Below are 23,238 nucleotides of genomic sequence, written 5' to 3' on the forward strand. Positions count from 1 at the left end.
ATTTATGGTTCCAAGCCCCACACAAGCGTTCCTGCACGGTAGAGTGTAGCTTTCTCCCAATCCGCGAACACCTGCTGGGTTCCTCCATAGGAATAGTCGTTGCTCTCATTGTAGGCCGTCCAGTCGGTCTTGTTGAACCGCACCTGAATCTCCCCGCTATCCGCTCCCGGAGCCAGGCTTCCTGCTCCTGCGGCAAAGGAAATCTCCACATAAGAATCGGCCAGCGCCGCAGGCGAACTCAGCTTCCCGAAGCTTCCGCTCACGTTCCCGCTGCCGACAACAGCATAGTCACAGTGGAATTCCTGCGGCTTGTCCCCGTCCACGGTGTAATAATAGCGCAGCTTCAGACCGCTGAGCGCAATGGTCTCGGTTCCCGTATTGATAATCCGGAACTGGCTGCGGATCTGCGAATCGCCGGGACTGGTGTCGTTAGTGCGGTACTGTACACGCAAAGCTCCTGTAACCGGCGGAGTGGTCTCGCGCGGCCGGGCCGTGGCCTGTGCAGACGCCGTACTCTCCCCCACACTGTTCGATGCGGTCACCACATAATAGTAGTCCACACCGTTCGTCAGTCCGCTGTCGTTGTAGACAGTTCCGGTTGCCGTGCCGATCACCGTGTACGGTCCGCCGCTCACCAGAGAGCGCTTGACCGTATACTGGGAAGCACCGCTGACCGCATTCCAGCTCAAGGCCACGCTGGCATCGCCGGGTACAGCCTGCAGGCCGGACGGACGGCCCGGAACCTGGGGTTCACCGGGGGTTCCACCGCCGGTCGGCAGCTCTCCGTACACTTTGACACCCGCGTCAAATACCGGAATATACGGGTTTTTCACCGGAGAGGAAGCGCCTGAAGCCACTCCCTTGAACGAGAAGTCGTTGCTGTTGTCCCAGAAGGTGGTGTTCAGCGGCCCGGCAATCCGGAACTGGACCTCCTTACGGTAAGCGGATTGTCCGCCCGGATAAATCAGTGTGCCGGAGAAATCCACTTTGGTGTAATAAATATGGTTCGCTTCATCATAAGGCAGCAGCTGCGAGACCGTTGACCCCTGATTGTAGCCTCCCGCCTTGACCGTGATATCGCCGGGACCATACCCCGCGGCCACAGCCTCGCTGATGTCCAGGTAGTAGTTAAAGGACATTTGGCTGCTGGAGCGGGCTGGCCACCCGGAGCGGTTATTGAGCAGCGCACGGATTTCTACAAAATTGCTGCCGCTGGCATTCACAGAAGTCTCGGTGAACATTTCATCCTCACGTGTTTCGGCCGGCGGGAAATTCACAAGCGGCTGCTGGCCCTGCCCGTGCAGCAGCATCATTTTGGCCAAAGCGCCCGTAAAGGCTGAATTGTAATCGGTTGCAACTTCGTTGGAGACATAATCGCTGATCGTATCGGTGTAGCTGTCTGTCTTGGAAGGTCCTCCGACCAGTGCGCCGTACAGCACATGACGGTGGTTCGCCGGAGTGGTCTGGCTGTCACTCCAGGAGCCGTGCGAGGTGCGGTGATGAGGATGCTGGGGCGCATTTGCGCCGAAGCCGATCACATAGCTGCTGCTCCGCGGATTATCGCCCAGCATATAGGTAATCTGCCGCTCCGCAAAGGTCTGAGCGGTGCTCTTCTTCACGGGATCGGCAACCCAGTCTGCATAGACAAAGGCCAGGAAGGCCTGGTTGGCCGCGTAACGCAGCGCTCCCCATTGGTCGAGATGGGCCAATCCGCCGGGAGTGTAAGCTACCCGGTCAGAGGTACTGCCATTCACCCCGGTGGTCCAAAACTGCATATTCCGTTCCGTGGATTGAATGAATTTCGGATCACCTGTAATGCGGGACAGCAGGAGCTGCGCACCGTAATGCTTGTCATCCCAGGATTGGGTCCATTGATAGCCCCATTGTCCGGCCTGGTTCGTGCCCCACAGATTACTGGCGGCAGTAGCCTTGTCCAGATAGGTCTGCTCGCCGGTCGCTAAGTACAGCCAGACGCCGCCCCAGCTTAATTCATCGGCGTAGCTGCTCCACGAATTGTAATACTGCTTGGCGTCAGTGATTGTATCGGAGTAAGCCCCCCGGTACGTATCGGCAAAATTGTATAATTGCTTGGCATGCAGCAGCAGCTTGTCCGCATAAGCGGCATCCGAATCCCTGAAAATGATGGAAGCCGAGGCAAGCGCAGCGGCAGTCTCCGCAGCCAGATCAGAGCCTGGATGCGCGGCATCAATCTTGTAGGAAGGACGTGCCATTTGCATGACCTCCGCCGGTCCCCACCAGTTATGATCCGCTGTGCCGTTTCCGACCTGTCCCCACAGCTCATTAGGAGCCGTATGCGCTTTCACAAAATAGTCTGTTGCCCAGCGGATATTGCCCAGAATCTCATCCAGCTGTCCCGATTGCACGTAGCCATCCTTGTATTCATAGACCGACCATGCCAGCATGGTGGAGGTGTAAGCCATAGGAAACCCGAATTTAACATGATCTCCTGCGTCATACCAGCCTCCCGTCAGATCGTGGCCGACATCTGCACCGTCCTGCAGCCCCGAGTCGCCTCTCCATTCCACACGGTTGTTCTCCGGCAGATCACCCGACCGCTGTGTCTCATAGAAATAGATAGATTTCTGCAGTGCCTCTGCATAATTAATCCCGGCGGCTGCGGCTTTGCTGACATACGGATGAACAACAGTCCCTGAAGCAATGGTGCAGGTTAACATTAAGCTCAGTGCTGCGATAAAGCCTGTCTTCCGTCTCGTTTGCTTCATCCTAACTCATCTCCCTTCGATTCTTACGTTTCAGCCCAATCGGGCTTGGTCACGCGCAGATCCCTCCCCAGTGTCCATTGATAACACTTTAGAAGACATTCTATTCAATCCGTACAATCCGCCCCCTCTTCTTACAAATTAAGGAAATCATCTCCTCATATACACATATACCACATAATGTTATTTAATTCTATATATTTACAATTATTCTGACCGGAAACAGACTCATTTTGTCAAAAAATTTCCATTTTTATCATATTTGCCGTTACAGGGTCAGTTCTTACACAATGCCTTCATCCCCGCATCAGCTTCGTTACTGGCAGGACAGGCTAAGCAATTGTGTTTTTGTTCTGTCTGCTTATTTTCAACCTCTTTGTTTGTTAGCGGACTGAGCAGCTCTTATTCTTTGCCAAAATCAACCTTCGGCAGGCTAAACGGACACCAATTTCCCCTTCCGATAAAATAAAGGCCCTACAGTCCGTAAGGTCAGCCTTATGGACATAACGAAACAAATAGAAACGGATACCGTCCCTTTAAAGGACAGTATCCGTTTCAGTGAGAAATATAAAGATTATTTATAGCGCAGACCTCTGAAGTTACTTTTTATTGGTGTACCTTTGCGCGGGCATTATTGCCCGCGCCGCAGCTGCTGGTTATGGCGGATCTTCGCCTCGTTGCCCTGCTCGGTCGCCTGATAGAAGACCCGCCGGGAGATCGCCTTCGGCAGATAGTCCTGCTTCACATAGTGGCCGGGGAAATTATGCGGATACTGGTATCCCTCATGCCCCAGCTGGGCTGCGCCTTTATAATGTGTATCCCGCAGATGCAGCGGCACCTCAGCCGACTTCAGATCCTCCAGGCTGTCCATGACGTTCGCGATCGCCATCACCACGCCGTTTGATTTCGGGCTCTCCACCGCAAACAGGATTGCCTGCGCGATATTCAGCTTCGCCTCCGGCCAGCCGTTGTTGCGGTAGGCATCCAGCGCACTGACAGCCTGGACCATCGCCTGCGGGTTGGCCAGGCCGATATCCTCGCTGCTGGCGGCAATCAGACGGCGGATGAAGGTCATCGGGTCCATGCCGAGCTTCTCCACGGCGTAGAGGAACCAGAACAGGGCTGCGTCGCTGGAGCCGCGGATACTCTTATGAAAAGCGGACAGCACATCATACTGCGTAGACTCGTCCGCTTTGACAATCGGCCGGCGGATCGACTCCTCCGCCACCTCCAGTGTGATATGCACGCTGCCGTCCCTCTCCGGGGCAGTGGTCATCGCCGCCAGCTCCAGCGCGTTCAAAGCGCGGCGGATATCGCCGTTAGCCATCGTGGCGATATGCTGCAGCGCATCCTCATCCGCCTTCAGGTCCATGAACCCCAGGCCCCGCTGCTCATCGGCGAGCGCCCGCTTCATGGCAATCAGGCTGTGCCCGCTGGTCAGGGACTCCAGCTGGAACAGCGTGGAGCGGCTCATAAGCGCCCCGTTCACATAATGGAACGGATTCTCCGTTGTTGCGCCGATGAAGGTAATCGTCCCCTTCTCTACTGCCGGAAGCAGCGCATCCTGGCGGGAGCTGTTGAAGCGGTGTACCTCATCCAGAAACAGAATGGTCTTCGAGCCGTACAGCGACTTATTGCTCTGGGCACGCTCAATGACCTCGCGGACATCCTTCACCGAAGCTTCCACCGCATTCAGCCGGACAAATTCACCCCGGGTATGATGCGAGATGATATGAGCCAAGGTTGTTTTGCCGCAGCCCGGAGGCCCGTACAGCAAGATGGAAGACACCTGGTCAGCCTCGATGGCTCTGCGCAGCAGCTTGCCGGGGCCTACAATATGCTCCTGTCCAATATATTCATCGAGATTCCCGGGCCGCATCCGGTCTGCAAGCAACCGTCCGTTCCCGTTCCCGTTATCTTCACCAAGCGAGAATAAATCCATAACTCCACTTCCTTGCTAGTAATCTGATATTCGCTATCCTTCGATAGATAGAAATAACTGGCTGCCCTCTATCATACCATACCCGCAGCTTTCATTAAAAAGAGCATGACCTCGCCATCACCGGCGGGAGCATGCTCTTTGTTCTATTATTAGAACTTATATGTGGGTTGTTTTCAAATATTCAGGCTAGCTGTTCAGCGCCAGCCGCATTTTTGAAATGATTTTGCGGATGCTTTCTTCGGATAAATGATATCTCTTCTGCAGCTCGTTCACCGAGCAGCCGCTGCTGTGACTGCAAAAGATCTCTTCATTGCGGTTCGCAATTTCTTGCCGGGAGCCGCTGTTCTCGCCCCATCTTACCCGCTCTTCCGTCTTCTTCGGGATGTATAGCAATTCACCCTGGATGTAGCCCTGTAGCTCTTCGAGCAGCCCCGGGGGGAGCACATCCTTTCCATTTACGTAACTCACGTTCTGGTTCCTCCTTCAACAGGTGTGTTCCGTTAAGTCCGATCACTGCGCTGTTCTTGATAATCATGCCACCTGCCTCCTTTCTTCTCCTCAAATTTGGTAAATAACCTAAATTCATTATATTAAACCCTGCGGTTAACGTCTACATTCATTGTTTATCGGTAATCTATCAGTAGTTTGTCAGTGTACTTCTATATATTTTAGCTAAGCCTGAAATATATAGCCGTTGTTTATACATAAGGAGGCCTCGCGGCCTCCCCTTAAACAGGCTTCCGTCTTAGACGGAAACCACCTCGTATTCTGAAAACATTGCCATCAGCCTCCTTCCAGAAGTAATCTTGCCCGGCCGGACACTTATTATTAAGCCACAGGTATCCGCGGGTTACAAGTTCAAGAATAGTTATAATCGTTCTCCACCTTGAGTTCATGTTAACCATAACTATCAGGAGGAATGCATATCGGCAATTTTAGCCAAAAATTTTTTGACGAAAAACTAATTTTTTAGTCGATTAGTGTCGAAATATATATTAAATTATCTATTTACTTCGAGATATGGAAATTAATTTAACCCCATCCATTCAGAAATTCAGGAGGAACCTTCTATGACAACCCCACGGAATCCCTTAAAACGTGTATTTCACATCACCAAGCTGAGAACTGAACTGATGCTGCTAATCATCATAGCTATTGTGCTTCCCTCACTTGCCCTGGTTGTCATATCCACGGAAACCTCAGAGTCGGCCTTGCGCACCAAAATGGAAGAAACCACGAACTCAAGCATTCATATTCTCGATAAAACCCTCTCGCAGTTAATCCAGCTGGAGAGCGCAGGCGTCAACGAGCTCGCCTACCAGATCAGCAGCACTGATCTCACGGGCAACGCTGCAAAAGCACGCAGTCTGATCGACAAATTCAAGCTGGAGCATCCGGAAGTGGATATCGTAGCTCTGGGCAACGACCAGGGTAAATACATGTTCGCTCCGGATTCACAGCCGGAGAATTATGATCCCCGTACGCGCGACTGGTACATAGATGCACTAAAGACACCGGAGAGCACATCGGTGATCGATCCTATTTTCTCCAAAGTGACGAACAGCTACATCCTTCCGGTTTCCAGGGCTTTGCCGGACGGTAAGGGGGCCGTTACAATCAGCATCAGCATGAACGAACTGATGGAGCTAACCAAGAACGTCAGTCTGGGCGACAGCGGCTATGTATATATCCTCGACGGCAATAACAAGGTGATCTATCATCCCACCATGGAGGTTGCTGCCGAAGCAACAGGCCCGATGCTGGAAGAAATGGGCAAAGGTCCGGCAGGCAAGCTCTCCTACAAGGACGATACAGCCAACACACAAATGGACGGATTCTACATTACGAACGAGCTGACCGGATTCAAAATGGCCGGAGTGCTCCCGGAGAATGAATATACCAAGGCTGTATATCCGATTCTGTACAAGTCGGCCATCGTGCTTGTTGTGACTCTTGTGCTGGCTTCTGCAATAGCCTTTATGATCATCCGCCGCATTACCGGCGCTGTGGAACGCTTGAACCGTTCGGCCAAACGGGTAAGCGAAGGTTATCTGGATGAGTCTGTGGAAACGAACCGCAAGGATGAGATCGGCCAGCTGGCCGGCAATTATAATGAAATGGTGTCTTCCCTGCGCAAAATGGTTCAGGAGGTCGCTGAGACGTCAGGCCACCTGGCGGCAGCCAGTGAACAGCTGACAGCCAGCACCGGCGAGAATAGCAAAGCAGTCGAATATGTGACCGAGCTGGTCGAGGAATCAACCCGTGGTGTGGAAACCCAGGCTTATGCTTCCGCCGAAGTGGCCACAACGATGGATGAAATGTCGACCGGCATTCAAAAAATCGCCTCCGCCTCAGAGATGATTGTCAGCGCCGCCGTACAGACTGAACAGGATGTCTCCACCGGCAGTGCCAAGATGCAGCATGTCGGAGAACAGATGAAGACGATCCGCGAATCCGTACATCAGTCCGGCACCCTGATCGCTGAGCTTAACGGATTAAGTGCCAAGGTGGCGGACACCAGTACGGCCATCTCTGCCATTGCCAAGCAGACCAATCTCTTGTCGCTGAATGCCGGTATTGAAGCTGCACGGGCTGGAGAACACGGCAGAGGCTTCGCTGTAGTCGCCGGCGAAGTGCGCAAGCTGTCCGAAGCCTCCAATGTCAGTGCAGGACAAATCCAGGAGACGATCTCCGAGATGGTGGAGCTGATTGCCAGCGCCTATGATGTGATGAGGCATAAAGTGGTTGGGGATGTGGAGCAGGGAATGGCGCTTACACAGGAAGCCAGCGAGGCGTTCTTCCAGATCGAGCAGTCCACCCGGCATGTAGGCGAGCAAATCCATGAAGTATCTGCGATAACTGAGCAAATGTCGGCCAGCAGCGCAGAAGTAGCAGCCTCTGTGCAGGAAATGGCCAAGATCGCCCAGGCGGCGCTCGAATCCTTCCAAAGTGTCACAGCAGCGACGGAAGAACAGCTTGCTTCGATGGAGGAGATCACCTCCTCCTCCGCTGCACTCTCCGCCATGGCTTCGGACATGCAAGGGCAGGTAGAACGGTTCCACTTTGAACCGAAGGGCAAAGCTTAAGGCACCCGGCGTAATGAGGGGCACTACTGCTCCTCATTTGCTCATTTGGCCCGCATCCAGTGAATTCAGGGGCACTAGTGCTCCTTATTTGCTCATTTGGCCCGCATTCAGTGAATTCAGGGGCACTAATGCCCCTTATTTGCTCATTTGGCCCGCATCCAGTGAATTCAGGGGCACTAATGCCCCTCATTTGCTCATTTGGTCCGCTTCCAGTGAATTCAGGGGCACTAATGCCCCTCATTTCCTCATTTGGCCGCGTTCAGTGAATTCAGGGGCACTAATGCCCCTCATTTGCTCATTTGGCCCGCATCCAGTGAATTCAGGGGCACTAGTGCTCCTTATTTGCTCATTTGGCCCGCATCCAGTGAATTCAGGGGCACTAATGCTCCTCATTTGCTCATTTGGTCCGCTTCCAGTGAATTCAGGGGCACTAATGCCCCTCATTTGCTCATTTGGCCCGTTTCCAGTGAATTCAGGGGCACTAATGCCCCTCATTTGCTCATTTGGCCCGTTTCCAGTGAATTCAGGGGCACTAATGCTCCTCATTTGCTCATTTGGCCCGCAAAAGAAACCTCTCCTTTGAAATGGTTGATCTTAATCCATTTCATCAAAGAGAGGTTTCTTTTTTGCGTTTTTTAAGATTGCATATACGGTTCCCGCTTAAACAGTGGATCGGACGGGACGACCCGCGGAAAAGCGTTAGCGGTCGCCTTATGTCCGGCTTTTCACCGCCAAGGGAAATTAAAAAAATCTGGACCGGGGAGCGATTAGAACAACATTCCGTTTGGCCTTAATTCCCTTCGGGTACCGGCCAGCCGGAGACAGTTTCCTCTCCAAGCTGCTGAACGTAATGCGGAAGACCGCCGTCATGCAAGAGCCACAGCTCATGCAGTGCGCGTGTACAGCCTACATACATCAGCTTGGCATCCCAGGCTGCCCCTCCGTAGTGCGCACTGTCCGCATCCGCCAGGATGACGGCATCGAATTCCAGTCCCTTGGACAAATATACGGGCAGTACGGACAAGCCGCCGCGGTATTCGGTAATGCTGCCGTCAATGAGATGAATATCCTCGAACTGCCCGGCAAGCTCAGCATACAGCTCAGCGGCTTCCCGCAGGCTGCGGGTCAATACAGCCACTGTACGGTATTCGCGCCCGGAGAGCGACGACAGGGCGCTCCTGACAGCGCTGAGCCGCTTGCCGCCGCTTGCAGCCTGTTCCGGCTGCGCATCCTCATAGGAAATCAGCCGCACTGGATTACCGCTGCGGAAGACCGGCACGGCAAGCAGCCCGCTGCCGACGCCGGCGGACAGGATACCGTTGGCGAACTCAATAATCTCCATCGTTGAACGATAGCTGCGGGTAAGCGCATGATACGCTGTATACTCCCCGGCAAACAGCGACTGCATTTCTTTCCACTCATGTACCCCTTTATAGGCATGAATCCCCTGGGACAAGTCACCAAGAATAGTAAAGGAATGTCCTTTCACATACAAATCCAGCACGGCTATCTGGAAGGGAGAGAAATCCTGCGCTTCATCAATGACGATATGGTCGAAGCGTTCGGTTCCCTCATTGCCGTTCAAAAGATAGTGAATATAGAGCAGCGGCGGAAGATCCTCTTCGCGCAGAATGCCTTTCTTCAGCTCTTTGACCGTTTCCTTCAGCACAGCCGGCGGAATTTCTTCCGGCGCCCCGGCCGGCCAGTCCTCCGGAGTCTTCGCCGCACGGAATATCTGCTTGTAGATAGCCAGCGGCTCATATTTCGGCCACTTGGCGCTGTACGCCTTCTCGCGCGCCGCGCCCTTCTTCTTACGGTCCTTCAGCGCAGCAGCCGAAGGGCTCTTCTTCAGCTCCATCTCAATCCAGCGGTGAATCCGCGCCATCACGCGTTCCTTGCGCTTGGCCGGCGGATACGGCGCATATTCCTCATTATGCCAGCGCAGAATCATCGAGCGGCGCAGCACAGCACCGTCCCACGGGCTGAAATCCCCTTCAGGCACAGCGCTGGTCTCCAGCAGCTTAATGCTGGATTCAATGACGCTCATCAGCACCGTGGAGCCCTTGAAGCGCCCCGGGGTCTCTTCTGTAATGACGGGCATCGCTCCCGCTGTTTCGAACCAGCGGCTCACCGCTTCCGAAGCATCCTGCTCCGGTAAAGTCACGCCCAGCACATCTGCCGCCCAGTCCGGAAAGGTGCTCTGGGCAATATTGCCGACACCGAGCTCCGGCAACACATCTGAAATATAATCCAGGAACATACGGTTCGGAGCGAAAATAATCATTTTCTCCGCCGAGACCTGATCCTTGTATTGATACAATAAGAAAGCCAGCCGGTGCAGCGCGACGGTGGTTTTACCGCTTCCCGCCACCCCTTGAATAATCAGCGCCGTGTTCTTGGCCGCCCGGATAATCTTATCCTGCTCCTCCTGGATCGTCGACACGATATCCCGCAGCCGGTTGTCCTTGTTCTCTCCGAGCCGGTACACCAGGAATTCGTCCGACACTGCCGGCGCATCGCTGTCGCGGTTATACGTATCCGCAACCCGCTCCAGAATCTGCTTGCGGATGACCACGTTGCGCTTGAGGTAGACGAGCCCTTCAATCAGCCCCTCCGGTGCTTCATAGGAGGTCATTTCCGTTCCTCCGGTAAATGAATAGAACAGGCTTGCCACCGGTGCCCGCCAGTCAATGACCAGCGGACGGTCGCTTACCTGCTCGCGGTCTACGCCGATTTTGCCAATATAAAGTGCCTTGCGTTCTTCCTCGTCATTGCCCTGAAAATCAAGCCGTCCGAAATAAGGCTCCTGCCTAAGCTTGGCAAGATCTTTGCGCCTCTGTTCCCTTGAGTCTTCCAGCACCTGCTCCGTATAGTCGTGTCCTGTGTACACCGGAGTGCTGCGCAACCGCTCAAGGGTAGAGTCAATCTCTATAAGCGCGTGGTTCAGCCTGTCTTCTTCCTCTTGATAGGCACTTTGAAAGTTGTCTTCCAATTTCAGTTACCTCCTAAAAGTGATGTGAGCAGTACATCATATCACAACAGGACAGGGAAAGCCATATAATTCAAGCTGCCGCCTGCAGCGGCTCACCTGCCCCTTTATGAGGCGAACTTAGCCCATCAGCGCATGCAGCACAAAGTTCGCTACGAACAACCCGGCAATTCCGTACAGCGCCGGCGGGACATCCTTGCCTTTGCCTGTAGCCAGCTTCACAACCGGATAAGTGATGAAACCAAAGGCCATACCATCCACGATGCTGTAGGTGAACGGAATCATCACCATAATCAGAAACGAAGGGAACAGCTCCGTCATGTCGCTGAAATCCATCTCGCGCACGCTCTGCACCATCAGTCCGCCGATCACGATCAGAATCGGCGCAATTGCGCTGTCCGGCACGTAGGCCAGCAGCGGGATGAACAGGAACGTTGCGCTGAACAGCAGACCGGTGACGAGTGAGGTGAGTCCGGAGCGTCCGCCTGCCGCGATGCCGGCTGTAGATTCGGCCGCAGCAACCACCGGGCTGCTGCCGAACAGGCCTGCCGCGATGTTAGCGATGGACAGCGCCCGCAGACTGCTTTTGAAGCGTTCCGGACGGCCTATCATCAGCGTCTGGGAGGAGATCAGGCCGATGTTCTCGAAGACGACAATCAGCAGCAGCAGGAATACGGCAATCCAGAAGACGAGGCTGATGAAGCCGCTCCATTCCATACTGGCGAACACATCGCCATATCCGCTGAACACATGTCCGGATTCGGTATTCTCAGGCGCATGAGCCGCCCCCAGCAGGTAGGCCAGGCCTGTCCCCGCCAGCATGCTGATCAGCAGGCCGCCGCGCGTACCGCGGATGAACAGCACCAGGGCAAGCAGCAGCGTCACCACGGAGGTAATGACTGCAGGATCGCTGAAATGCCCGATGGCGACAAAGGTCGTGGCGTGGGCAATGACAATCCCGCTTTTTTGCAGGCCGATGAACGTCAGGAACAGCCCGATTCCGACAGTAATTGCATGCTGCAGATTATGGGGAATCGCGTCGCTCAGAATGCGGTAGAGCGAAGTAAACGCTACAATCGCGAACAGCACACCCGTTACAACGACAACGGCGAGCGCCTCACGCCAGTCCAGCTTCATGGAATGCACAAGCGTATAGGTGAAAAAAGCATTGATCCCCATGCCCGGGACGACGATGATCGGTGTTTTGCCGCCAAAAGCCATCAGCAGGCAGCCTGTAATCGCTGTCAGCAGCGTGGCCACCATTCCCGCGCGCAGCGGCATGCCTGCATCATGCAGAATCGCCGCATTCACCATAACGATATATACCGAAGCGAAATACGATAGAATACCTGCCGCCCACTCCCGTTTCCAGTTGTCGCCCGGCTCAAGTCCCACGCTATTCCGCCAAAAATTCGATTTCATGTAAAAACCTCCACTGATGATAAGTTCCGCTGGCTATTACCCGGTTCGCCTGATCCGTAATCAGCAGGCTCTGCCGGTATAGCTAGTATGCCGTCAAATTAGTACTCTTAAGCCGCAATAAAAGGGCATGCAGCGGGGAATCGGCTGCACGCCCTTGGTTCCTGTTCAATCCTCATTCAAACGTGATGCCGCCGGTTTCCAGCAGATCCCGTACTGTAACGCTAACCATGATCAGACCGACTACCGGAGGCACGAACGAATTGCTGGCCGGAGGCTGCTTCGCTTTACGCCGGTCAGGCGCATTGGCGGGAACAATCTGCTCGGTTACATCCTCACGCGGCTTTACCGGCTTCTCGGTTGAGAATACAACCTTCACGCCTTTCTTGATGCCTTCCTTGCGCAGCTTCGTGCGGATCACGCGGGCAATCGGGTCCATAGTCGTCTTGGAGATGTCGGCCACCTGGAAACGGGTCGGGTCCATCTTGTTCGCCGCACCCATACTGGAGATCATCGGGATCTTCCGGGTCAGACATTCCTTGATCAGATGAATTTTGTAGATAATCGTGTCCGAAGCGTCAATGACATAATCCGGCTTGTATTTGAACAGCTCCTCATAGGTCTCTTCGGTGTAGAACATGTTCAAGGCGATCGCTTCGCAATCCGGATTGATCAGCTTGACGCGGTCCACCATCAGATCGGTTTTGTTCTGGCCGATGGTCGTCGTCAGCGCATGGATCTGGCGGTTGATATTGGTAATATCGACGGAATCCTTATCGATTAGAATGATGCGTCCGATACCGGTACGGGCGAGGGCCTCTACAGCCATCGCGCCCACTCCGCCAATCCCCAGCACAGCCACTGTGCTGTTCTTCAAGATCCCAAGACCTTCCGGTCCGATTGCCAGTTCCGTACGCGAGAACTGATTCAGCATGATGTCAGCCTCCTTATGCAGGCCTGCGGGGCATAGCCGCTTAAGTCTGCGCTATGCCCCATCAGCCATTTATGTTTTATTTCTTTTCTTTTTCCGGTTTTGGTGCCAATTTGATATGCAGCTGCTCGAGCTGTACAGCATCTACCGGGGACGGAGCGTCCATCAGCAGGTCGGTTGCACTTGCGGTCTTAGGGAAGGCAATGGTTTCACGCAGGTTCGTGCGTCCGGCCAGCAGCATGATCAGACGGTCGAAGCCGAAGGCAATCCCGCCGTGCGGAGGTGTGCCGTATTCGAAGGCATCCATCAGGTAGCCGAATTTCTCATACGCGAGTTCCTGTGTGAAGCCGAGAGCTTCGAACATTTTCTCCTGAACCTCGCGTTTGTAGATACGCTGGGAGCCGCCGCCCACCTCGTAGCCGTTAAGCACGATGTCATAAGCCTGCGCGCGGATCGCACCCGGATCTGTATCGAAGAGATGCAGGTCTTCATCCATCGGGCGTGTGAACGGATGATGCTCTGCCATGTAGCGCTTCTGGTCTTCGTCATAGCTGAGCAGCGGGAATTCTGTAACCCAGGCGAATTTGAACACACTGTCATCGATCAGGCCAAGCTGGCGGCCGATCTTCAGGCGGAGTGCGCCGAGCACATCCGCAACCACCTTCTTGGTGTCAGCGGAGAAGAGCAGAAGGTCGCCTTCTTCAGCACCGGTACGTTCCTTCACGGCGGCAATCTCTTCTTCCGTGAAGAACTTCACGATTGGGCCTTTGAACTCGCCGTCTTTCACTTGAATCCAGGCCAGGCCCTTGGCGCCGTAGCGTGCAGCATACGGTCCGAGATCATCAATTTCCTTACGGGTCCAGGTGCCGCAGCCCTTAGCATTAAGACATTTCACTTCTCCGCCCTTCTCGATCACGGAGGCGAATACCTTCACACCGCTGGAAGCAACGATATCGTTCATCTCTACCAGCTCCAGGCCAAACCGCAGGTCAGGCTTGTCCGAGCCGTATTTGCCGATAGCTTCGGCATAAGTCAACCGCTGGAACGGAGTAGCCACCTCAACACCAATAGTTTCCTTAAGCAGTCGCTGCATCAGGGTTTCCATCATGGACAACAGTTCATCCTGCGGCATGAAGGAGGTCTCGATGTCGAACTGGGTGAATTCCGGCTGGCGGTCTGCGCGCAGGTCCTCATCGCGGAAACAGCGTGCCATCTGGTAATAACGCTCGATGCCGCCGACCATCAGCAGCTGCTTGTAGATCTGCGGAGACTGCGGAAGCGCGAAGAATTCCCCTTCATGCACACGGCTTGGCACGAGATAATCACGTGCGCCTTCCGGTGAGCTTTTGGTCAGAATCGGAGTTTCCACATCAATGAAACCTTCGCTGTCCAGGAAGTCGCGGAAGATCTTGGCCGCTTTCGAACGGAGCAGCAGCGTCTTGTGCATTTCCGGACGGCGCAGATCCAGGTAACGGTATTTCATCCGCAGCGATTCATCCACTTCCACACCGTCTTCAATGAAGAACGGAGGTGTCTTGGCAGCATTCAGTACTTCAATATCTGTAATCTGTACTTCAATCTCACCGGTCGGCAGGTTGCGGTTGATCGTTTCTTCATCCCGTTTAACCACTTTACCCGTTACGGCAAGCACGTACTCACTGCGCACCTTATCGGCAATCTGCAGCGCTTCTCCGGAATAGTCAGGGTTGAATACAATCTGTACAATCCCTGTGCGGTCGCGCAGGTCAATAAACAGCACGCCTCCAAGGTCACGGCGGGTCTGCACCCAACCGTTCAGTGTTACTGTCTCGCCGATGCTGGCCGTTGTCAATTGTCCACAGTTATGGCTTCTGGTCATCTTTTATCCTACCCCTTCATGGTTAAAATTACATATACTGACTGCAGCTTGCTTGCGGGTATATCCATGCTTAAATTCTAATTCAGCGACTGCGCCAGCTCTTCCAGCTTGACGGTCCGCTGCTCGCCTGTTTCCATCGACTTCAGGGCGATAACACCGCTGTTCAGCTCGTCTTCGCCAAGAATCGCCGTATACCGGGCCGACATGCGGTCCGCTGACTTCATCTGTGCCTTCATCTTCCGTCCCAGGTAATCGCGTTCTGCCGAGAAACCCAGGCTGCGCAGATGGAACAGCTGCTTGGTGATTTCCAGATCTGCAGCTTCGCCCAATGCGACAAAATACACATCCAGCGGCTTCACTGCTTCCAGCTCTACTCCCTGATTCTCCAGAATCAGCAGAATACGCTCAAGGCCGATGCCGAAACCGATACCCGGCTGATCCGGTCCGCCGATTTCTTCCACCAGGCCGTTATACCGGCCGCCGCCGCCCACCGTGTCGATGGAGCCGATGCCTGCCGCTTTATACTCAAACGCTGTATGCGTGTAATAATCCAGACCGCGTACCAGACGGGGATTGATGCTGTACTCCACGCCCATCGCGTCCAAATGCCCTTTTACCTTGGCAAAATGCTCTGTGCACTCCTCGTCCAGACTATCCAGAATAGACGGGGCCCCGCCGAATTTATCCTGATCGACCTTGCAGTCCAGCACGCGCAGCGGGTTGCGTTCCATCCGGCGCTGGCAGTCGCTGCACAGGCTCTCTCTCATCGGTCTCAGGAAATCCAGCAGCTTCTCCCGGTACGCCGCGCGGCTAGGCGCGTTACCCACGGAATTCAGCTCCACTCTTACATCCTTCAGCCCCAGATCAAGATAGAACTGGTACCCGAGCGAAATCACTTCCGCATCGATTGCCGGGTCCACTGCACCGAAGGCTTCGATGCCGAATTGGTGGAACTGGCGGTATCTGCCTGCCTGCGGACGTTCATAGCGGAACATCGGTCCGATATAATACAGCTTGCTGACATCCGGCTCACCATACAGCTTGTTCTGCACATACGCGCGTACAACGCCCGCAGTCCCTTCGGGACGCAGTGCCAGATCGCGGTCGCCTTTGTCCTTGAAGGTGTACATTTCCCCTTCTACAATATCCGTTGTTTCACCTACACCACGCTCAAACAGCCCGGTGTGCTCGAACAGCGGTGTGCGGATCTCCCGGTAGTTGAAGCGGCGGCAGAGATCTCTTGCTTTGCCCTCAACGTACTGCCACTTCTCTACTGCACCCGGAAGCACATCCTGCGTACCGGTTGGTTTCTCGAATCTTTCTTTAGCCACAGCCAATCCCTCCTGAAAATAACCCCTCTTGCTTCATGGAACTCATTGTCTCTGCTTCTAAAAACAACAAAAAATCCCCCGCCCTGTTTAATTACAAACAGGGACGAGGGATTATCATAACCAATAATTCACCCGTGGTACCACCCACATTCCGGACATAAGCAACTGCTCTGCTCCACATCCGCTCTAAGCGGTTAACGCCCGCCTACGCGCAATCGGCTACTGACTCCGGGCAACCTGCTGCTGCCTGCTTTCGCCGTGCGTTCTCGGGGAGGTCATTCGTCCGTTCATCAACAGAATCCTTACAGCCATGCGGATCAGGTATTGCCGTCCTCACTTGGACGTGCAGCCGGATCTGCGGGATTCCTCTCTGGGGTTGTGGGCTACGGAGTACTTGGTCCCGTCATCAAAACATTATAACATACCGTATATTGTTAGATTCTACTGAACCACTGCGCTAAAGTCAAGGAATGAATTGAATTAAATTGAGTTAAGTATCCCTGCTCGCAGCCAGGGTGAATCAGCCGGAGCTGCGCAAGCGCACATGGCCTATGCAAGAACTGGACGCGGCTCCTCAGGATTACCTGCCAGCCAGGAGGACTGAGATTCCGTTATGTGTCCAGAGATGCCTCATTTCGAGCTGGAATGAACAAGATAACGGAATCTCAGTCCGTTTCATCCTCTAAAGTAAGCTTTTGTGGAAAATAAGGGCCTCTCAGTCCGCTACACGGTCTGCTTCACGCTACCGACTACTGACGCCCTTCTACTCCAAGCATGTAAATTCTTAGATTTCAAAAAAAAATGACCTGCAGCCGATTGCTGCAGGTCCATCATCATATATTATAAAAAAGGGGGTCATGCTTCTATTATAAACACGCTATATTAAGGAATCATGAATGTAATATTACAGTTGCATTACAGAAAAGAAAGCGTTTTATTGAGTCGTACATGCCTGTGCCCGAACTCTACAGATTAGGTTACACTACAACCCTATTCCCTGTCTAGAGAATTCATGCGGTTTCTGCTTCCCTGCGGGCAAATAAATAGCTCCAGCCTCCCCCTAAGGGAGGACTGGAGCTGAATTGGTTATCCGGACTAAGCACGGCCTCCTGCTTAATCAAAAATCTCCACATAGGCCTGCTTGCCGCGCAGAACCTCAACAACCTCATTGTAGTGATTCTCAGCCACTTTGAGATCCATTACGTAGTGCAGGTTATCCAAATCGCTGCTTTTCAAATCAGAGCCGCTGTGCACCTCTCCCGCCGTACGTTCATCATCTGTCCGGCCCAGGTCATCATCAACAGTAACTCCAGGTACAATGGCTGCTCCGGTAAGCGGCCCTGCCGCGCCCCCTGCTGCGTAGACCCCTCCGGCAGCTGTAGCCGAAGTGTTATAGGGAGCCAGCGGAATCAGAATATTGCGGCGGTTGTTTCCGCCCGTATCCAGAGGATCCGTCAGCGCCGACACTTCAATTCCCTCCACACCGTATGGAATCAGTGCTGTCTTGGCACCTTCTGCTGCATCTTCTGTGCTGAAATAGGCTTGGATTCTTTTAGTCATGGTAAATCCCTCCCAAAGGTTAGTTTAAGTATTACAGCGCTGCATGAGTTCATTCAGATCAAGCATGTATTACAACACCTTAAGCAGCTCACGCACAAATGCGGGCTCATCCTTGGGTGTGCGTGAAGTAATGTAATTGCCGTCCACGACGACCTCTTCATCCTTGAATTCCGCACCGGCATTGATGAGATCATCCTTCAGCGGCGGATAGGAGGTAAGCGTGCGGCCTTGTACCAGACCGGCACTGATCAGAATCTGCGGCCCGTGGCAGATAGCAGCAATAGGCTTGCCTGCACCGTCCGCATCTTTTACAAATTGCAGGATATCCTGGTCAAGACGAAGGTTCTCCGGCGAAGATCCGCCCGGGATGACTACAGCATCATAATCTCCGGCTTTCACCTCGCTGACCGCCTTATGGGCGGCATAAGACACGCTGCCTTTTTTACCGAGCAGGGTCTCATTTTTCTTCAGACCAATAATCTCTGCCTGATGTCCGGCCTGCAGTACTTCTTCGTAAGGCACCTTCATTTCGGAATCCTCAAAACCATTAGCGAGCAGAAATGCTACTTTACTCATTGAGATATATTTCTCCTCTCTACGCTATTCTGTTCTCGTCATTCTATTACCCTCATTCCCCTGCTTTATAACGAGATCAGGGCAGCTTTCGCAAAATCCCGCCGGCTACCCCCCATTTGAACGCTCCAAAAAACACAGAAATAAGCCGCCTTCTCCCGCACTCCTTACGTCCGCGGCAGAAGGTTGCGGCTTGTTCCCTTGAGCATCTGCGGCTCCCTCTGCTCCCCGGCTCCCCTTGCCGTCGCAGCAGCTTCAGTCATAGAGCCCGCTGTAGAGCTCTGTATACTGTTCCATATCCATGCTTTCTGTGATTGTCTCATGCTACTTACTCCCCGCAACTTGTGTATAATGGTTCTTCACTAGTTTATCCAGCCGGGGAAACCGCTATCCAATACAAAAAAGACCCCAAACGGGGTCCTTACATCCAGCTGTAAAATTAGATTGTCATATTAAGCCCGCTTAGCGGCCGCCTCTTCCAAGACTAGCCCCGGCTGTCCAGCAGCAGGGTAACCGGGCCCCAGTTCGTCAGGGAGACGTCCATCATCGCTCCAAAAATACCGGTCTCCACCTGAAGTCCGCCTCTGCGCAGCTCCTGGTTGAAGTAGTCATAGAGCCGCTCGGCCTCCGCCGGAGCCGCCGCAGCCATGAAGTTGGGCCGCCGGCCCTTGCGGCAGTCCCCGTACAGGGTGAACTGGGACACAGACAGGATTGCTCCGCCGGCATCTGTTACACTGAAGTTCATTTTGCCGGCGTCATCCTCAAAGATCCGCAGTCCGGCTACCTTGTCAGCCAAATACTTGGCATCCTTCTCCGTATCTTCATGGGTTACGCCGACCAGCAGCATCAGGCCCTCTCCAATCGCTCCGGTTACTGTTCCGTCCACCGTCACACTCGCATCCTTGCAGCGCTGTACAACCACTCTCATAACATCCTTCAGCTCCTTGCCTTGTTGCCTTCATGCCTTATTGCATAATGCGGTTAACCGTATAAACATCCTTCACGCGCTTGACCTTATCCACCACAGACTGCAGATGATCGGTGTTGCGGATCAGAATCGTCATATGAATCATCGCCATCTTGTTCTTGTCAGAGCGTCCCGTAACCGCTGAGATATTGGTCTTGCTCTCCGACACCGCCTGCAGCACTTCATTCAGCAGTCCGTTGCGGTCATGGCCCGTAATCTCAATATCGACGCTATAGTTGGCCTCCATGCTGCCTTCCCATTCCACTTCAATGACACGGGCTGATTCCTCCCCGTCCCCTTCACCCGGAATGTTCGGACAATCCTCACGGTGCACGGATACGCCGCGTCCGCGGGTTACATAACCAATAATATCGTCGCCCGGCACGGGATTACAACATCGTGCGAAGCGTACAAGCAGATTATCAATCCCTTTGACACGCACGCCGTTGGTCGGCTGATTGCGCTTCTCCCCGCTGGATTTGATCTCCTTCATCTCAGAAGTCAGCTCCAGATGACCGGCGGCTTCTTCCTGGTCCTTACGCAGCTTCTCGGTCAGCTTGGAGGCAATCTGCGCGGCTGTAATCCCGCCAAAACCTACTGCGGAGAGCATATCCTCTACATCATTGAAGGCGAATTTCTTCGCTGCTTCTGACAATTTATCTTCCGTCAGCCAGTCAGAGACCTCCACGTTCAGGCGCTTCAGCTCACGTTCGATCGCTTCACGGCCTTTTTCAACGTTCTCTTCCCGCTTCTCCTTCTTGAACCATTGCTTGATCTTGCTTCGCGCATGTGAAGACTGGGCAATCTTCAGCCAGTCACGGCTCGGCCCGTACGAGTTCTTCGAGGTCAGAATCTCCACGATATCCCCGGTCTTCAGCTTATGGTCGAGCGGTACGATGCGCCCGTTGACCTTGGAGCCGATCGTCCGGTTGCCGACCTCTGTATGGATGCGGAACGCGAAGTCAAGCGGCACAGAGCCTGCAGGCAGCTCTACAACCTCACCCTTAGGCGTGAACACAAAGACGAGGTCGGAGAAAAAGTCCATTTTGAGCGACTCCACGAATTCTTCCGCATCCTTAGCTTCATGCTGCAGCTCCAGAATCTCGCGGAAGAACGGCATCCGGTTCTCCGGATTCACGTTGTTGCTGCTGCCTTCCTTATACGCCCAATGCGCAGCTATCCCGAATTCGGCCGTACGGTGCATCTCCCAGGTACGGATCTGCACTTCAGTAGGCTCCCCTCCGGGACCCACTACCGTTGTATGCAAAGACTGATACATATTCGCTTTGGGCATGGCGATATAATCCTTGAACCGGCCAGGCATCGGCTTCCAAAGAGTATGGATAATTCCTAACGTAGCATAACAATCCTTAATATTGTCGACGATAATGCGGATGGCCAGCAGATCATAGATTTCGTTGAACTGCTTGTTCTTGGTGCTCATCTTGTTATAGACACTGTAAATATGCTTCGGGCGTCCCGAAAGATCCCCTTCGATGCCCATTTCATCCAGCTTGGCGCGGATCCGCCCGATAACGCTGTCGATAAACTGCTCACGTTCTGCCCGTTTCTTGTGTACAAGATTGGCAATCCGGTAATACTGCTGCGGATTCAGATAACGGAGGGCAATATCCTCCATCTCCCATTTAATCGCAGAGATCCCCAAGCGGTCCGCAATGGGACAAAAAATCTCCAGAGTCTCATAGGAAATACGGCGCTGGCTCTCTTCCGACTGGTACTTGAGCGTACGCATATTATGCAGACGGTCCGCCAGCTTAATCACAATGACCCGGATATCCTGAGCCATAGCGATGAACATTTTGCGGTAATTCTCGTTCTGCTGCTCTTCCTTAGAGCGGAACCGGATGCGTTCCAGCTTGGTCAGACCGTCCACCAGCATGGCGCAGGTATCGCCAAATTTCGCGCGAATCTGGTCCAGTGACACCGTCGTATCTTCTACAACATCATGCAACAGCGCTGCAATAATAGATATAACATCCATTTGCATGTTGACGACAATATCTGCGACCGCCAGCGGATGCAGAATGTATGGCTCCCCCGATTTCCGAACCTGCCCGTGATGAGCCTGATCGGCAAACTCATAAGCTTCCCGGATGCGGAGAAGATCTTTTTCTTTTATATAGGCGCCGGCCTTTTCGGTTAATTGCTCTATGCCCATTCTCGTCGTATCCGTTTCCCTTCTATAATAAAATGAACCCGCAAGCCGTGCAGAATTTGCAGGTTCCATATGTTCCAAACTGCACTACGCACAGATTAAAGTTGTCTATAATTATGACGCTTACGGAGGATTACGTCAACACTTGCCATAGCGTGGTATTCCTGTAAGGGAAAGGGACAAGAAAAGACAATTTTGTGGCGCGCGCAAAAATGTTGTTGTAAAAAGGCGCCGATCTATTTAATCTAGTAAAGGCGGTTTTTTAACGTCAAGCTTACATCAAATTAGATCAGAAAGAGAAGTGAACTCCATTGCAACGCGAAATTCAAGTTAACGAAAGACTCCCTTGGGGCCCGGGTTTCCTCCTGAGTCTTCAGCATTTGTTCGCCATGTTCGGCAGCACAGTGCTTGTCCCCAACCTGTTCGGTGTAGATCCCGGCATGATCCTGCTGATGAATGGTATCGGCACCTTGCTTTACATTCTGATCTGCCGCGGCAAAATCCCCGCATATCTTGGTTCAAGCTTCGCCTTCATCTCTCCGGTATTAAGTGTGCTAGATAAACATTCCGGCGATCATGAGCATGGATATTCGCTTGCACTTGGCGCATTTATTGTTACTGGTGTTATTTTTATTCTAGTCGCTTTGATCGTGCGTTATGCGGGCACCGGCTGGATTAATGTCGTATTCCCTCCGGCGGTTATGGGCGCTATCGTAGCAACCATCGGACTGGAGCTCGTTCCTGTAGCAGCACGCATGGCCGGACTGATTGCTCCTGAAGGAGTGGCCGCCACTGACTGGACTCCGGATGGAAAAGCTATTACCTTGTCGATGGTCACGCTGGGCGTTACCGTACTCGGCTCCGTGTTATTCCGCGGCTTCCCCAAAATCATTCATATCCTCATCGGTATCGTTACCGGTTATGTACTCGCTTATATCTTGGGCCAGGTAAATACAGGGGCTATCTCTGAAGCCCATTTCCTGTCCCATCCAACGATTATCACCCCATCTTTCGAATGGTCGGTAATTTTCACAATCATCCCTGTATCGCTTGTTGTTATTGTTGAGCATATCGGCCACTTGCTGGTAACCAGCAACATTGTCGGCAAAGACCTGACCAAAGATCCCGGACTGGACCGCTCACTGATGGGTAACGGGATTTCCACGGTACTATCAGGATTCCTGGGCTCCACCCCGAATACCACTTATGGTGAAAATATCGGCGTTATGGCGCTTACCAAAGTCTACTCGGTGTACGTAATCGGCGGCGCTGCAGTGATCGCTATCCTGCTTTCGTTCTCCGGAACATTCTCGTCGGTCATTGCTAATATCCCGCAGCCGGTCATGGGCGGTGTCTCACTCTTACTGTTCGGAGTAATTGCCGCATCGGGTCTGCGTATTTTCGTGGAGCAGAAGGTCGATTTCTCCAAAGCTACCAACATGATTCTGGCTACTCTGGTACTGGTGGTCGGCATCAGCGGTATCTCACTGACGATCTACGGTGTACAGCTGAAAGGTATGGCACTGGCGACAATCGTCGGTATGGTTCTCTCCTTGCTCTTCAAGCTGTTCGAGGTTCTTGGCTTGTCCAATGAACAGGAAGCAGAGAAATCCGCTCATTAAGCCCTGAATACTTATATATAATAGAAGAAACACGGTTATAAAG

Annotated in this window: 15 protein-coding genes; 2 read left to right on the forward strand and 13 right to left on the reverse strand. The window is 53.3% G+C overall.

Annotated features, from left to right (window positions below):
- Positions 1-2: 2 nt before the first annotated feature.
- The 3 genes from PBOR_RS26960 to PBOR_RS26970 form a co-directional block, all read right to left on the reverse strand.
- A complete protein-coding gene (locus PBOR_RS26960; RefSeq protein WP_042216970.1) occupies positions 3-2,744 on the reverse strand; it encodes a glycoside hydrolase family 9 protein in 2,742 nt (913 codons plus the stop codon).
- A gap of 628 nt (positions 2,745-3,372) precedes the next feature.
- Complete coding sequence (locus PBOR_RS26965) at positions 3,373-4,683, reverse strand: replication-associated recombination protein A (RefSeq protein WP_042216972.1); 1,311 nt, start codon at positions 4,681-4,683, stop codon at positions 3,373-3,375.
- A 186-nt stretch (positions 4,684-4,869) separates the two neighbouring features.
- On the reverse strand, positions 4,870-5,151 hold the full coding sequence (locus tag PBOR_RS26970) for a CD3324 family protein (RefSeq protein ID WP_039294537.1): 282 nt from the start codon (positions 5,149-5,151) through the stop codon (positions 4,870-4,872).
- A 602-nt stretch (positions 5,152-5,753) separates the two neighbouring features.
- Here PBOR_RS26970 and PBOR_RS26975 point away from each other — a divergent pair.
- Positions 5,754-7,769 (forward strand): methyl-accepting chemotaxis protein, encoded by a 2,016-nt coding sequence (locus tag PBOR_RS26975; RefSeq protein ID WP_042216973.1) that lies wholly within the window; start codon positions 5,754-5,756, stop codon positions 7,767-7,769.
- 790 nt (positions 7,770-8,559) lie between these two features.
- On the opposite strand, the gene PBOR_RS26985 is transcribed toward PBOR_RS26975, so the two are convergent.
- The 10 genes from PBOR_RS26985 to PBOR_RS27025 form a co-directional block, all read right to left on the reverse strand.
- A complete protein-coding gene (locus PBOR_RS26985) occupies positions 8,560-10,761 on the reverse strand; it encodes a HelD family protein (RefSeq protein ID WP_042216976.1) in 2,202 nt (733 codons plus the stop codon).
- A gap of 117 nt (positions 10,762-10,878) precedes the next feature.
- Positions 10,879-12,180 (reverse strand): NCS2 family permease, encoded by a 1,302-nt coding sequence (locus tag PBOR_RS26990; protein ID WP_042216978.1) that lies wholly within the window; start codon positions 12,178-12,180, stop codon positions 10,879-10,881.
- 172 nt (positions 12,181-12,352) lie between these two features.
- The gene (locus PBOR_RS26995; protein ID WP_042216980.1) at positions 12,353-13,111 is read right to left on the reverse strand and encodes a tRNA threonylcarbamoyladenosine dehydratase; all 759 of its coding nucleotides are present in this window, start codon (positions 13,109-13,111) and stop codon (positions 12,353-12,355) included.
- A gap of 76 nt (positions 13,112-13,187) precedes the next feature.
- Positions 13,188-14,966, reverse strand: a complete 1,779-nt coding sequence (gene aspS, locus PBOR_RS27000) for an aspartate--tRNA ligase (RefSeq protein ID WP_042216981.1) — start codon at positions 14,964-14,966, stop codon at positions 13,188-13,190.
- 77 nt (positions 14,967-15,043) lie between these two features.
- Positions 15,044-16,297 (reverse strand): histidine--tRNA ligase, encoded by a 1,254-nt coding sequence (gene hisS, locus PBOR_RS27005; RefSeq protein ID WP_042216982.1) that lies wholly within the window; start codon positions 16,295-16,297, stop codon positions 15,044-15,046.
- Between the two features lie 1,113 nt (positions 16,298-17,410).
- Entirely contained in the window at positions 17,411-17,857 is a 447-nt protein-coding gene (locus tag PBOR_RS27010; RefSeq protein WP_042216984.1) for a hypothetical protein, read from the reverse strand.
- Between the two features lie 69 nt (positions 17,858-17,926).
- The gene (locus PBOR_RS27015) at positions 17,927-18,433 is read right to left on the reverse strand and encodes a type 1 glutamine amidotransferase domain-containing protein (RefSeq protein WP_042216985.1); all 507 of its coding nucleotides are present in this window, start codon (positions 18,431-18,433) and stop codon (positions 17,927-17,929) included.
- Positions 18,434-18,597: 164 nt separating this feature from the next.
- Positions 18,598-18,753 carry a hypothetical protein gene (locus PBOR_RS37175; protein ID WP_157764135.1) on the reverse strand — a complete coding sequence of 52 codons (156 nt, stop codon included), beginning with the start codon at positions 18,751-18,753 and terminating at the stop codon, positions 18,598-18,600.
- Between the two features lie 161 nt (positions 18,754-18,914).
- Positions 18,915-19,358 carry a D-aminoacyl-tRNA deacylase gene (dtd, locus tag PBOR_RS27020; protein WP_042216986.1) on the reverse strand — a complete coding sequence of 148 codons (444 nt, stop codon included), beginning with the start codon at positions 19,356-19,358 and terminating at the stop codon, positions 18,915-18,917.
- Positions 19,359-19,395: 37 nt separating this feature from the next.
- Positions 19,396-21,576, reverse strand: coding sequence for a RelA/SpoT family protein (locus PBOR_RS27025; RefSeq protein ID WP_042216988.1), 2,181 nt, complete (start codon positions 21,574-21,576; stop codon positions 19,396-19,398).
- 308 nt (positions 21,577-21,884) lie between these two features.
- Here PBOR_RS27025 and uraA point away from each other — a divergent pair, with 308 nt between their 5' ends.
- Positions 21,885-23,195, forward strand: coding sequence for a uracil permease (gene uraA, locus PBOR_RS27030; protein ID WP_042216989.1), 1,311 nt, complete (start codon positions 21,885-21,887; stop codon positions 23,193-23,195).
- The last annotated feature ends 43 nt before the right edge of the window (positions 23,196-23,238 follow it).

Source organism: Paenibacillus borealis (assembly GCF_000758665.1).
GTDB lineage: Bacteria > Bacillota > Bacilli > Paenibacillales > Paenibacillaceae > Paenibacillus_AQ > Paenibacillus_AQ borealis.